Here is a 13,125-nt window from a genome sequence, read left to right as displayed (position 1 = left end):
TGTTGAAGGTTATCTGGTTGAACGCGCACGCGTGGCCTTTTGGCCAAGGTTGAATGTTGAATGTTGAATGTTGAATGTTGAATGTTGAATGTTGTCTGGTTGAACGCGCACGCGTGGCCTTTTGGCCAAGGTTCAAAAATGCATTGTAACCTGCTAACCTGCTAACCTGCTAACCTACTAACCTGCTAACCTGCTAACCTACTAACCTGCTAACCTGCTAACCTGCTAACCTGTTAACCCGCTAACCTGTGACCTTATTTAAGGTAAGCAACGGTAACACCAGTCCCACCCTCAGATTGTTCGGCTAGCTTAAAACGCTCCACGAGAGGGTGCTGTTCCAAGAAAGCGTGGACACCTTGTCTTAATCGACCAGTTCCTTTGCCATGAATAATCCAGAGTACTCCAAAGTCTATCGCTTTAGATATTGCTTGGTCGATGTCAATCTCTGCATTAGCTACCCGACTTCCTCGAATATCAATGGTATTTTTCGAGGTGCGCACAGCCGTAGCTGGCCGCGAGACTGGGGTTGGGGCTGGAGCTGGTTTTGATGTAGTTTTTAGCACATTTTCGGGCTTTTGTCCATCCAAGGATTCCACATCTGTTAGAGCAACGGTCATTTTCATTAAGCCAAAGCGTACCGTTAGCTCCCCATTATCTGCAGCACTGAGGATCTCGGCTGTCTGATTCAATCGGGGAATGCGAATGCGATCGCCTACTTTGGGACGGAATCCTGGTTTTGGTTTAGGAGGCGGTGCGGCTGGGATTTGACGCTGGGCAATTTCCTTAAGAGCGTTTGTGGCTTTTTGGGCATTTTGAGCAGTTTGGGAGCCTTGCTGCAACTGGCGAATCACTTGGGCAATTTCTTTCTTAGCTTGTGCGATCGCATCTTGCACAGACCGTTCCTGAGAAAGCTTCAATTCCCGTTCCCGCTCCTGCAAAAGTTTTGCCCGTTCAGATAGTTTTTGATGGAGAGATTCAGCTTGTTGCAGTAACTGATTAGCTTCTTGGGCTTTAGTTTCCTGAGTGCGCCGTTGAGCTTCTAAACCGGCAATTACCTCATTCACATCTTCCGAAGCTCCCCCCAAAAGGGTTTGAGCCTGATCCACCACCGATGGGTTTAACCCTAAGCGCCTAGCAATACTCAAAGCATTGGAGCGACCAGGAATACCCCACAATAGACGGTAAGTGGGTGACAGGGTTTGGTCATCAAACTCCACCGAGGCATTCTCAAACCGCTCGTCTTGATATTTTAGTGCTTTGAGTTCCCCATAATGGGTAGTCGCAATGGTTAATTGTGTTGTGTTTGCCAGGTATTTCAGTAATGCGATCGCTAATGCACTACCTTCTGCCGGGTCAGTCCCTGCTCCTACTTCATCTAATAGCACGAGTGACGCACGAGGAGTTGAAGGTTGTTTAAGGTTGGCCGGTTGTTCGCGTAGCGTGGCCGTTCGCGCAGCGTGGCCTACGGCCTTAAGGCCAAGGTTATCTGGTTGAAGGTTATCTGGTTGAAGGTTATCTGGTTGAAGGTTATCTGGTTGAAGGTTATCTGGTTGAAGGTTATCTGGTTGAAGGTTATCTGGTTGAAGGTTATCTGGTTGAAGGTTATCTGGTTGTTCGCGAAGGACTTTCAACCTACCAACCTGAAACTCTTGAGAACCTCCAACTTTCAACCTGTCAACCTGTAACTCTTCTTTTCGGGTAGTTATCGCCTCAATAATCCGACTAATTCGGCGAATGTGACCCGAGAAAGTGGATAAACTCTGTTCTATAGACTGCTCATCTCCAATATCTGCCAGAATTTGGTCAAACCAAGGCAGTTCTACTGGTTCCCTTGCTGGCACAAATAAACCCGCTTTTGCCATCAGTGCCGCTAAACCAAAGGTTTTCAACGTAACAGTTTTACCGCCAGTATTCGGACCGGTAATAGCAACTACCCGAATGTAGGACTGAATCTGGACATCAATCGGAACCACTGATGTTCCTTGTTCATGTTTTTGCTGCCACACCAGTAGGGGATGGCGCAGTTGCCGCAGAGTAATGCTTTCATTCTGATTGCGGTCAATAAATCTGGGGGGATTGGCTTCTAACCACAGACTATACCTTGCCTTAGCGGTAGCTAAATCTAGGGTAGTTGCTACAACCAGCAACCGTTCTAAGTCTGGCTTAACTGCTGCTACTTGTTCAGTCAAGGCACGACGTACTGCTTCCGATTCCACTTGTTCTTGCCGCCGCCGGGTTCGCAGTTGATTGCCTAAGCTAACAATAGCCTTCGGTTCCACGTATAGGGTGGCACCGGTACTAGAGGTATCGTGAACAATACCAGGAATAGAATCTTTCTGGGGAGCTTTAACCGGGAGTACAAACCGATCACCCCGTTGAGTAATTAACTGTTGCTGTAATGCCCCCCCTTTACGCTGGACAATCCCCTGGAGGATTTCATAAATTCGGTCTCGTAATGATTTCATCTGAGTCCGAATCCCTGCCAGCTTCGGGGTTGCCCGGTCAGCTACATCCCCCCGGTCATCGATACAACGGTGAATTTCTTGTTCAAGTTCTGGGTAGGTGCGGCTGTCAGCCACCAGTTCCTTGAGAATTGGTACATCTTCTTGGTCTTCAATAAACCGCCGTAGACGCCTCACACCAGCTAAGGTTGTTGCGATCGCTAATAGTTCCTCACCAGACAAAATGCCTTGGAGCTCTGCTCTATCAAGAGATTCACCAATATCTTGAATGCCGTCAAAGGTTAGTCCTGTGTCTAAACTCGTTTCCAGTTGGTAGGCTTCTTTGGTTTGGGCTAGCAGGTCTAGGCTTTCCCGTTGAGTTGCTGGGGGTTGGAGATAACGAGCCGCAAAGGCTCCCAGCTTAGTAGCCGCAAACGTTGCCAGGTGTTGGCACAGGCGGGACCATTCCAGTAGTTCTAAGGTTTCAGATTGAATCAAGGCTCAGAGACAAACGCATACCTCAATTGTATTATCCTATAATTCGGTTAGTAGTGGGAAAGTTTTGCTAGATCAAATTACCAATTACCAATTAAATAAGTATTGAGCAGTCAGCGATTAGCGCTGATAGCTGATAGCTGATAGCTGTTCGCGTAGCGTGGCCAAAGGCCTTTAGCTGATAGCTGATAGCTGTTCGCGTAGCGCTAATCGCTGATAACTGTTCGCGTAGCGTGCGCGTAGCGCATTAGCTGATAACTGATAGCTGATAGCTGATAGCTGATAGCTGTTCGCGTAGCGTGCGCGTAGCGCTTTAGCTGACTTAATTACTAATTGCCATCTGAAAAAGACACAAAAACCCCAAATTGGGATATGCTGGAATAAGTTGATGTATGCCCTACCAGATTTATCCTAAATTCTCCTTCTTCAGATGGTTTAATCGTATGGTAGGGCTTCCCTAAGGTTTTTAGCTCCAGTAAGAGTACTGTAACTTACGTACTAAGCCCTGAGTGGAGCAATTGATTTTATCCACTTCATCCGATTATCTCATCATTTCAGCATTATCAAAAACTACTTGTGGGATAACGATCTGCTGGTGTTATCCGGTAACGTAGGAGTAGGTTTGTACGGCAGAGGAATATACTGTACCGATGGACGTCCACCTTGAGGTTGGGGGTACAAATCCATTAGTTTATAAATAGCTTTAGGTAGACCAACCGTGACAGGTAGACCTAGTTCAGAGGCTTCCTCGACAGTAATCGGACAGTCATGGGTAATTTGACCAGTGGTAAGAAAGTCAATAATTCTATCGATGTGTTCTGGGTCAATCTTCTGCTTAGGAATATCGTCTAGCAGTAGCGTTCGCACGAAACGTTGCACCTGCTTCATGGCTTTGGCTGCCAAATCGGCCATCATCAAGGTTTGATCCTCAATACTCTCAAGGGGCTTTTGCTCCACAACTCTGAGAATGCTAGCAGCAGCAGTATTCCCTAATTGAGGGTCAACTGGTCCAAGGACAGCATTGGCATCCATCACAATTTCATCAGAGGCTAGGGCTAACATGGTACCACCACTCATGGCATAGTGAGGTACAAAGACAGTAACTTTAGAAGGATGACGAATTAAAGCTCTAGCAATTTGTTCTGTAGCCAGCACCAATCCCCCAGGAGTATGTAAAATGAGATCAATAGGTACATCTGGTGGAGTTAGACGGATTGCCCTGAGTACTTGTTCAGAATCTTCAATAGATATGTAGCGGGACACAGGGATGCCAAACAAGCTAATAGACTCTTGTCGGTGAATCAGTAAAATTAACCGACTTTTGCGGTTCTCCTCAAATTCTTGCAAAGCTCTAAAACGTCTATATTGCATCTGGCGACGTTGCCACAAGGGCTGCAACGAGGAGATGATTAGAAAAATCCAGAACAGATCAAAAAAGTTAAAGCTAAAGTTCATCGCTTACGTAGAGGTATCTAGTAGTTGTACCCTTTAGTTTTCCCGTTCGAAGGGATGCTTTATTGCTAATTTTTAGTTTTTTTGGCTTAGTTTTGTGGGCTGATGCCTTGCTAGAGAAAGCCAGACTGTTTTTAAGTCTTCAGGAAGTCCTGATAATAGTGTGTCCTATCACCTGTAGTTTAAGCAACGCCAAAACTCCTGTAAGTTAACTTAAGTGAAGTTTTGTTACAAAAAGCCAAGCTTAGTCATAAAAGTTAAGGGTTAACCCTGATTAGTATTTAGTGACTCAATCGAGAGTATATGCCCTTACTAATCAGTTTGGTGATTGCTGCAGTAGCTACTTACCTTTCTGTTAACACTACAGAAGAAATATTGAAAGTGGCATCATTATTAGTTGTGATAATTTGCCTGTTCCTAAGCTTTGTTTTTGCCCCACTACTAATTAAAGTGTTGATTCTCGGAATTTTCCTAGTAATTCCGAAAATCCCCAGGAAATCTTAAGTCTTGTGGCTGAATGCTTAAACCCACATTCCCTAGGTTGGAGAGGAGATTATAAAAACCCCTACAATAACTCGTAGGGGTTTGTGAATGATTTCTATTGATTTATTGGTTGTTACTAGATTGCTGAATCAGGTCATCTAAAATAGTTCCGATTCGCGCGCTTAGCAGCACTAGTAGTACCTTGATACTCAGTTAGTTTTGATTTGGTCTAGATCCCAAAAAATCTCAGTTACCCACTAATAGTCAAAATTTTCACCGGGCAAAGCAGGAGTGCTTGTTGGAGGTCGCCGAAACTGGGTTGCCTGTTCGTAAGCATAAGCGAATCCCAGTAAGGTAGGCTCACTGTAAGGCTTACCAAAGAAAGTCAGTCCTAGGGGTAATCCCTGCTCAGTAAAGCCCATTGCCACAGAAATGCCGGGAAAACCAGAAACATTGGCTAAGTACCCTGGTATGTAGGGGTCACTTGAAGCACATTGATAGGTTGGATCCTCGACATTATAGAGCGGACCGGCAGGACAAGTCATGGTGGGCCAAATAATCGCGTCGAGATTTTGGGCAGTCATAATCGATAAAATCTCCTGGCGAACCCTAGGAAACTCGAAATGGAGAATATAAAGATATTCGGGATCAGCCAGTTCTGGATGCTTTAGAGATTCTTCAAACCCTCCGACGCGACCGGGATTGAGAGCCTGTTCTGAATTTACTAATGGGTTAGATAAGCTCATCGAATACATTTCCCTTAGGGTGTCAGGGAATGGAAGCTGGAGGTTTTTGAGGTAACTATCGATCTGGGGTTCAAACTCAGCCTCTGTTACCGGTGCCATGAAAGGCCAGAGGTTTTCCAATTTGGGAGAGAAATCCACCGACTCAACTGTTGCACCTAATTCCCTCAGCTTAGCAACTGCTGCATCAGTTGCAGCATCTACCTCAGGGTTCCCACCCCGAAAATCAATCGCCACCCCAATTCTTGCCCCTTTTAGGGCTTGTTTATTGAGAAACTGGGTGTAGTCCTTATATGTTTTCCCTTCACTGTCCAGGGTACGGTAATCATTGGGATCAACCCCTGCCATTACACCCAAAGCGATCGCTGCATCTGTCACGGTTCGAGCTATAGGGCCCGCACTATCAAAGGAGAGGGTTAGGGGGATAATACCATCTCGACTAACCAATCCCTGAGTGGGTTTGATACCGACAAGACCTGCTACTGCTGCAGGGCCACGAATTGAGCCTGAAGTATCGCTTCCGGTGGCTAAAACAGCAAAATTTGCCGCAATTACAGCCCCACTGCCTCCACTCGAACCCGAAGGATCACGAGTTAATTTGTAGGGATTGCGTGTCAGTCCCCCAAGGGAACTGTAACCTAGCCTACCATAGGATTCAGCAAATTCACTCATGTTTGCTTTACCAAGAATAATGGCTCCTGCCTCTCGCAACTTCTTAACAGTAAAAGCATCATCGGGGGGTAAGGAACCTTCCAGCAGCACCGATCCTCCTGTTGTGGGTAAATCGGTAGTGTCATAGTTATCTTTCAGAATGATGGGGATGCCATGTAAAGGACTTCGTGGTCCTTTCTGCTGGCGTTCTTGGTCTAACGCCCTTGCTTCTTTAAGGGCATTGTTATTGATAGAAATTAGCCCATTAATTTTCGGCCCCTGATCGTCATAGGCTTCAATACGATTGAGATAAAGTTGCACTAATTGTTCAGAAGTGAGTGCATTCTTCTCAAAAGCACGGGTTATCTCTGCGATTGTTGCTTCCCTGAGACGAAAGGTCTCAGCGACTGCCTCTGAGGGAAAAGTACTCAGACCTAACATGAAAAGATAAGTCAGCCCTTGTTTAGCTATTTGCCACCAGGTCAGTTTTTGTTTCATATATAAATTGAAATTGCCGCATCAAGAATATTACTGATTGAACTAAGAGGATATTTGAAAAGTGATCAGAGGTCAAATTTTATGCCAAGCGGCGATCCATGATCCGTATCATAGCCAGATAAATGAATGTCTCTGATGTTTGAGCCAATAACTCATAAGTCTGTGACCATATCGAAAGCATCCCATCAGCCAACCAAAAGTGCGCTCCACTACCCAACGCTTTTTAAGCAGTACGAAGCCTTTGGTCTGTTGGGGTAGGAGTAAGAATTGTACCATCCAACCGCACAAATCCATGACCCACATGATGAAAGGCTCACAACTATTGCCTCCATCAACCCAAATCAGATACAACCGCGAGACCGCTTTGCCGATCTGTTTGACCTTGTCGAGCACTCGTTTACCTCAAATTGTTCCGTCCTATAGCAGTCGAAGCAAATAATAGGACATACTAGTCATCAAGTCAATTTTTGTTAATTAATTAATAAAAATCCAGTTTCTTACAGTTACGATTTAAGAACAAAAGTCATGAGTGCTATTGACGATGGCATGGGAAAAACTCAAGCTAGTCGTCTCTTGAAAATTATCCGAAATACAATTATCTGCTTAAAAAAGAGAAAGTAAACAGCCAATTATAGGCAAAAAGAGAGTTATAAAAATATATAAAAACCGAAATTTAGGGGTTTTTTATATATTAATATTTTTAAGGGTAATTAACTCAAAATAAAATGGCAAAAAAGTGGCAAAAATAAATTATTAATATCACTATAAATAAAGCTTGATTAAATAGTTGTTTACGAAAAAAACTTACGGCTATCGAGAAAATAATGAATAAAAAAGGCAAGATTTTCTAGATAAAATTTCTAAAGGGTCGCATCTAAGCGGTCTTGGGGTTTTCCGCCATGAGCGACTGCCGTGGTCTTGAACGTGATAGGTGATTTCGTTGAGTTAGCTTCGAGCTTTGGGCTTGCCCCGTTTGTGATCATGGGGTTTCGACACCACAGTGCAGGTCTCCAGTCGATGCCAGGGTAAGCGCTGTTCAAATTGATCCTCTGCAGCCCATGCATCTGGCTCACAGGTAAACTCTTGCACGCTCAATTTCTGTAGTTTGGTTTGCCAGTGGGGTGTTGCAATGGCTAAGTTTCTTCTGCAGTTGCTTGAGGTCAGACTCCTTGCGCTTCTGAGTTTCTACCACAAACCAGTGTTGTTGCACTTCTGGGTATTTGCTAGATATTCTCGGATCGGCGATAGCCTTCTATTCCTTTCTCAGTTAATTCTGATTGTGAGACTTTAAAGTGCGGAATATCGGCTAATGGTTAATCTTTCAAGAACATTAAAAATACTTACATTTTCCCGATTTCCAAGAAACCAGTCGTTAGGCTGGATATATAGAGCAACAATTCATTCAAAAAACGCGATCGCATACACCCATGCTATTTGACCTAGCCAACCTCCCCTACTGGATCTTTTTGGGTATGGGAGTTCTACTGTTTCTGTTAGTAATTGTTTCCGGTGGCGGAGACGATGACATGGATATAGATGCAGATGTAGATCTGGATGTAGATCTGGATGTAGATGTAGATATCGGTACTGATACAGATACTGATGCCGATGGTGAAGGTGGTATTGAGATTCTAGGATGGCTAGGTATCGGTAAAGCCCCCCTAATTTTACTCTTGGCAACAGACTGTAGCCTTTTGGGACTTTTCGGCTGGATGTTCAATGTCATGATTGGTGGTCTTACTGGCAGTATTCCCACGGGGTTTTTAGCTGGGGTGGTATCAGTAATGTCATTGTTCTTGACCCTAGTTACCGGAGGATTCATCTCTCGACCAATAGGAAAAATTTTCGCCTCCTTTGGAGAAGATACCAGTAGCGATCGCTTTATTGGCTGTCACGGTACAGTTTCTTCTGCCACCATTCCCAAGGAAAACCAAGGCAAAATCGGTCAAGTCGATGTTCTAGATCCAGCTCGTAATTTAGTTACAGTCAATGCCACCTTACCAAATTGGGCAACAGTTACTCCTAAACGGGGGAACCAAGTATTAGTGATTGACCGACACCATCATAACTATCTCGTAGTGGTTAAAGATAGTGCTGATCAGCAAGCCTGGTTAGACAATGCCCATTAGTTACCAAGGGTGTACAACCTGCTGTGATGTATATCAGTTGCTCAAGATTATCAAAATTTTTTTCATCTTCCCTGATTAGTATATATAGCTCCATTTATCTTAAATCTATTTTAGCCATGTCAAACTCATCGATGAATACAACAGTGCAAAATGTTCCGGTACAGTCATCTATAGCCCAGCTTCCTCCTGGAATTCTATTTTTCCCTGGTGTGATTGGAGGTCTGATTGTATTATTGCTATTAAGCATCTGGGCTTACACCAGAGTTTATGTCATCACCCCCAACAACGAAGCATTTTTGCGGACAGGTGGTGTCTTTGTCAAAAAGAAAACGGTTATTCTCAGTGGCGGGTGTGTGGTTTTGCCAGGATTTCATGAACTTACCCGTATCCCACTCAGAGAAATTTCTATTGATGTTGAGCGGACAGGTAACCTAGCAGTTCGGACCCAAGACTACCTGCGGGCTAATATGCGGGTAACCTTTTATGTCTGTATCAATGCCAATGAAGAAGATGTGATTACTGCTGCCCAACGACTGTCTCGTGAAGGTAAAATTTCCCCCGAAGATATTAAAGAAGCTATCGAAAAACGGGCGGATGATGCTATTAGAGCAGCAGCCAAGAAAAAGAATTTGGCAGAAATTGATTCCGATAAATTAGGATTTGCTGATGAAGTGTTGAATTTGATTCAGCAAGACTTAAGAAAAGTCGGATTAACCCTCAATAATATCGCGATTTCTGAAATAGAAGAGAGTGATACCTACGATACGAATAACTTCTTTGATGCCCAAGGAGTACGTCTGCGCACGGAAACCATTCAACAATCAATTCAGCAAAAAACTGAAGTTGAGTTAAATACCAAAGTTGCCATTGAAGAGAAAGAACTAAACGCTGAAAAGCAATCCCTACGCATTGCCCAAGAACAAGAAGAAGCGAAACTGGCACAAAAGCTTGAGGTTGAAGCCCTAAAAGCCCAGCGTGAGCGGGAAATAGAAGAAGCTAAAGCCACAGAAGCAGCCACAATTCAGCGGACTAAAATTTTACAGAATAAGTCTGTAGAAGAGGAAGAAATTCGTAAACTACTGGCCTTGCAGCAAAGCCAAATTGAAGCAGATATCACCCTAGAAGAACGGAATAAAGCCCTTAAGGTAGCACAAACCCTGCAAAAACAAGAAGCGGAATTGGCAGAAATTAATCGTCAGAAAACCTTAGAAGAGGAAAAGATTCAACAACAGCTGGCAGTTCAAGCTAAGAAAATTCAGGCAGATATTGAATTAGAAGAACGGAATAAAACCCTCAAGGTGGCACAAATCCTGCAAAAACAGGAAGCAGAAGTAGCAGAAGTTACTCGTCAGAAAACCGTCGATGCTGCCTTGCTGAATTCTCAGGTAGAATTGGCAGAAGCAGAACGAGAGTCAAAAATTGCTCAACAAGACGCTGCGATCGCAATTTCCGAAAAAGAACGCGATCGCTTCAATTCCGAAGCCGAACGAGCTCAAGCTGAAGCCGCTGTAGCCACCGCTACGGAAGTAGAAGAAGCCGAACGGCAACAACGCCTTTCTATCATTGCTGCTGAACAAGAAGCCGAACAACGGCGGATTGGTGAGCAAAACGTGATTGAAATCGATGTATTCCGCCGCTCTCGTCAAGCTGAAGCAGCCAGACAAGCAGCAGAACTAGAAGCTGAGTCGATCCGCACCCTAGCAGAGGCAAATCGAGATAAAGCCTTAGCAGAGGCAGAAGGTAAACGATCCCTGATCGAAGCCGAAAATTCCATCAGCGATGCTCAGCTAACTGCTAAAATCATCACTACCATATGGCCAGAGTTAGCCCCTCAACTACCAGAAATTGCCAAAGCCTTGGCTCCCCAGCCAGGAATTTTGGGAGATACTCGGATTTACTCCTTCCCCGGTGTCAATGGCAATAATGGTAACGGAGCTAGCAGTGTAGGTGACATCAACAAACTGCTACTGTCTACCACTGGCTTATCAATGATTAATGGTTTGTTAGAGGAAGGCAAGCTAGGGCCATTGATTAGTCAAATCCGCCAGATGATTACTCACAACAGTAGCACAAACACCAGTAATACAATCAAACCAAAGGATAAGAAAACCCCGACCACGGATATCATCCCATCACAGGCAGCAGCAACCTCAAACCTTACCGAAAAAAACCACCTTACCCACCCAAGCATCAAGAAACCTAAATCAGGGAAAGGCTGAAGTATGAAGGTAAGCATTCAGCGGTCAGTCCTCAGCCGTCAGCTCTTGGCCACGCTACGCGAATAGCTGATAGCTGATAGCTGTTCGCGTAGCGTGGCCAAAGGCCTTTAGCTGAATGCTTACGTATTAAGAATTCATAATTGATACTTCATGCTTCACAATTCATAGTTTCTTTGTATAGTTCGAGCAATCTTCGCTCCAATTTGATAACCTAGCTAAAATAATCTCGGAAGAAAAACAGCGTGGATATTCAAATTGGGCGAGGTAAGATAGCTCGCAGAGCCTACGGCATAGATGAAATTGCACTTGTTCCCGGACAGCGGACACTCGACCCCAGTTTGGCTGATACTCGCTGGCGTATTGGTGGTATTGAACGGGAAATTCCCATTATCGCCAGCGCTATGGATGGGGTGATTGATGTGTCCATGGCAGTCAAGTTGTCCCAAATTGGGGCAATGGGGGTTCTCAACTTAGAAGGGATTCAAACCCGTTATGCTGACCCATCACCGATTCTAGACCGCATTGCCTCGGTGGGAAATTCTGAGTTTGTTCCCCTGATGCAGGAACTTTATAGTTCACCGATTAAGCCAGAATTGATTACCCAGCGAATTCGGGAAATCAAAGACCAAGGTGGTATTGCAGCTGTGAGTCTGACCCCTGCTGGAGCCAGTAAATATAGTCAGGTAGTGGCAGAAGCTGGTGCTGATTTAATGTTTGTTCAAGCAACAGTCGTTTCAACAGCTCACCTGTCACCAGAGTCTATCAATCCCCTGGATTTGGGACAGTTTTGTCAGGATATGCCCATGCCAGTAATTTTGGGGAATTGCGTGACCTACGACGTTGCCCTCAATTTGATGAAAGTTGGGGCAACTGCTGTCTTGGTGGGTATTGGTCCTGGTGCTGCTTGTACCTCTCGGGGTGTCTTGGGTGTAGGTGTACCTCAGGCAACAGCAGTTGCCGATTGCGCTGCTGCCCGTGACGACTACTATCAGGAAACCGGTAACTATGTGCAAGTGATTGCTGATGGCGGTTTAATTACAGGAGGTGACATCTGTAAGTGTATTGCTTGTGGTGCTGATGGGGTGATGATTGGTTCTCCTTTCGCCCGTGCCAAAGAAGCTCCCGGACAAGGATTTCATTGGGGGATGGCAACCCCTTCCAGCGTGCTACCCCGTGGGACACGAATTAAAGTCGGCAGCACTGGCACACTTGAGCAAATTCTGACTGGACCAGCCCAAATGGATGATGGCACCCACAACCTTTTGGGAGCATTGAAAACCAGTATGGGAACCCTCGGAGCAAAAAACCTCAAGGAAATGCAACAAGTGGAAGTAGTGATTGCTCCTTCTCTGCTAACAGAAGGGAAAGTATACCAGAAAGCTCAGCAGTTAGGTATGGGGAAATAATATAGTGTCCAGTTGAATACTTATCATTCTTGGTTGTTCATCAATAATTAATTGAAAAATTGAAACTTGATCATTGACAATTACCAAATATTATGGTAATTGATAAATTTAACAGCTTTTCTACAGGTTTCTAAAGTTAACGAACAACTGTTATCAATAGTTTGAGCGCTGAGTATATATACTTATCGCAACCACTGCCAATCGTCAAAATTTTTCGACTGGCTTGGAAATTGCTGAAAAAAAATAAACGGTGACATACAATGGAAAAAGCGGAGACAAATGTTTCCGTTCACTCCTCACACCACACTCCGCCCGGACAGAGTTCGGGCGGTTCCTTATTTTGATAATTTTGAAGGTTTAAGGTTTAAGGTTCCGTTCGCCTTTGGCCTTAAGGCCAAGGTTGTTTGGTTGTTCACCTTTGGCGTTCGGTTTAGGGTAGGTTGAGAAGATAACCTGTAACCTGTAACCTGTAACCTGTAACCTTCAAGCTGTAACCTGTAACCTGTAACCTTCAAGCTGTAACCTGTAACCTGTAACCTTCAAGCTGTAACCTTCAAGCTGTAACCTTCAAGCTGTAACCTTCAAGCTGTAACCTGTAACCTGCAACA

The 13,125-nt window shown here is 44.6% G+C and carries 9 protein-coding genes; 5 read left to right on the top strand and 4 right to left on the bottom strand.

Annotated features, from left to right (window positions below):
• Positions 1-254: 254 nt before the first annotated feature.
• Together F6K52_RS02785 and F6K52_RS02780 are read right to left on the bottom strand one after the other, a co-directional pair.
• Positions 255-2,939, bottom strand: coding sequence for an endonuclease MutS2 (locus tag F6K52_RS02785; protein WP_293073724.1), 2,685 nt, complete (start codon positions 2,937-2,939; stop codon positions 255-257).
• Between the two features lie 567 nt (positions 2,940-3,506).
• Complete coding sequence (locus tag F6K52_RS02780; RefSeq protein WP_293073721.1) at positions 3,507-4,391, bottom strand: hypothetical protein; 885 nt, start codon at positions 4,389-4,391, stop codon at positions 3,507-3,509.
• A 300-nt stretch (positions 4,392-4,691) separates the two neighbouring features.
• Between F6K52_RS02780 and F6K52_RS02775 the strand changes: the two genes are divergently transcribed.
• On the top strand, positions 4,692-4,892 hold the full coding sequence (locus F6K52_RS02775; RefSeq protein WP_293073718.1) for a hypothetical protein: 201 nt from the start codon (positions 4,692-4,694) through the stop codon (positions 4,890-4,892).
• Between the two features lie 236 nt (positions 4,893-5,128).
• Here the strand turns inward: F6K52_RS02775 and F6K52_RS02770 are convergent, their stop codons facing one another.
• Positions 5,129-6,763 carry an amidase family protein gene (locus F6K52_RS02770; RefSeq protein ID WP_293073712.1) on the bottom strand — a complete coding sequence of 545 codons (1,635 nt, stop codon included), beginning with the start codon at positions 6,761-6,763 and terminating at the stop codon, positions 5,129-5,131.
• Between the two features lie 108 nt (positions 6,764-6,871).
• Positions 6,872-7,156: a transposase gene (locus F6K52_RS02765; RefSeq protein WP_293073709.1), complete on the bottom strand. Its 285-nt coding sequence runs from the start codon at positions 7,154-7,156 to the stop codon at positions 6,872-6,874.
• 84 nt (positions 7,157-7,240) lie between these two features.
• Between F6K52_RS02765 and F6K52_RS02760 the strand changes: the two genes are divergently transcribed.
• The 4 genes from F6K52_RS02760 (at position 7,241) to F6K52_RS02745 (ending at position 12,517) form a co-directional block, all read left to right on the top strand.
• Complete coding sequence (locus F6K52_RS02760; RefSeq protein ID WP_293073791.1) at positions 7,241-7,384, top strand: IS630 transposase-related protein; 144 nt, start codon at positions 7,241-7,243, stop codon at positions 7,382-7,384.
• Positions 7,385-8,190: 806 nt separating this feature from the next.
• Entirely contained in the window at positions 8,191-8,892 is a 702-nt protein-coding gene (locus F6K52_RS02755; RefSeq protein WP_293073705.1) for an OB-fold-containig protein, read from the top strand.
• Positions 8,893-9,008: 116 nt separating this feature from the next.
• On the top strand, positions 9,009-11,111 hold the full coding sequence (locus F6K52_RS02750) for an SPFH domain-containing protein (RefSeq protein ID WP_293073701.1): 2,103 nt from the start codon (positions 9,009-9,011) through the stop codon (positions 11,109-11,111).
• 242 nt (positions 11,112-11,353) lie between these two features.
• Positions 11,354-12,517: a GuaB3 family IMP dehydrogenase-related protein gene (locus F6K52_RS02745; RefSeq protein ID WP_075896321.1), complete on the top strand. Its 1,164-nt coding sequence runs from the start codon at positions 11,354-11,356 to the stop codon at positions 12,515-12,517.
• Positions 12,518-13,125: the final 608 nt, after the last annotated feature.

The organism is Moorena sp. SIO3H5, assembly GCF_010692395.1.
Lineage (GTDB): Bacteria > Cyanobacteriota > Cyanobacteriia > Cyanobacteriales > Coleofasciculaceae > Moorena.
The sequence above is the reverse complement of the archived record's forward strand: the minus strand, read 5'-3'. Positions and strand labels throughout refer to the sequence as shown.

Bases quoted from the DNA above. Each gene is read 5' to 3' on its own strand.
- F6K52_RS02780 (WP_293073721.1), bottom strand. From the start codon at position 4,391: ATGAACTTTAGCTTTAACTTTTTTGATCTGTTCTGGATTTTTCTAATC.
- F6K52_RS02770 (WP_293073712.1), bottom strand. From the start codon at position 6,763: ATGAAACAAAAACTGACCTGGTGGCAAATAGCTAAACAAGGGCTGACT.
- F6K52_RS02750 (WP_293073701.1), top strand. From the start codon at position 9,009: ATGTCAAACTCATCGATGAATACAACAGTGCAAAATGTTCCGGTACAG.
- F6K52_RS02775 (WP_293073718.1), top strand. From the start codon at position 4,692: ATGCCCTTACTAATCAGTTTGGTGATTGCTGCAGTAGCTACTTACCTT.
- F6K52_RS02755 (WP_293073705.1), top strand. From the start codon at position 8,191: ATGCTATTTGACCTAGCCAACCTCCCCTACTGGATCTTTTTGGGTATG.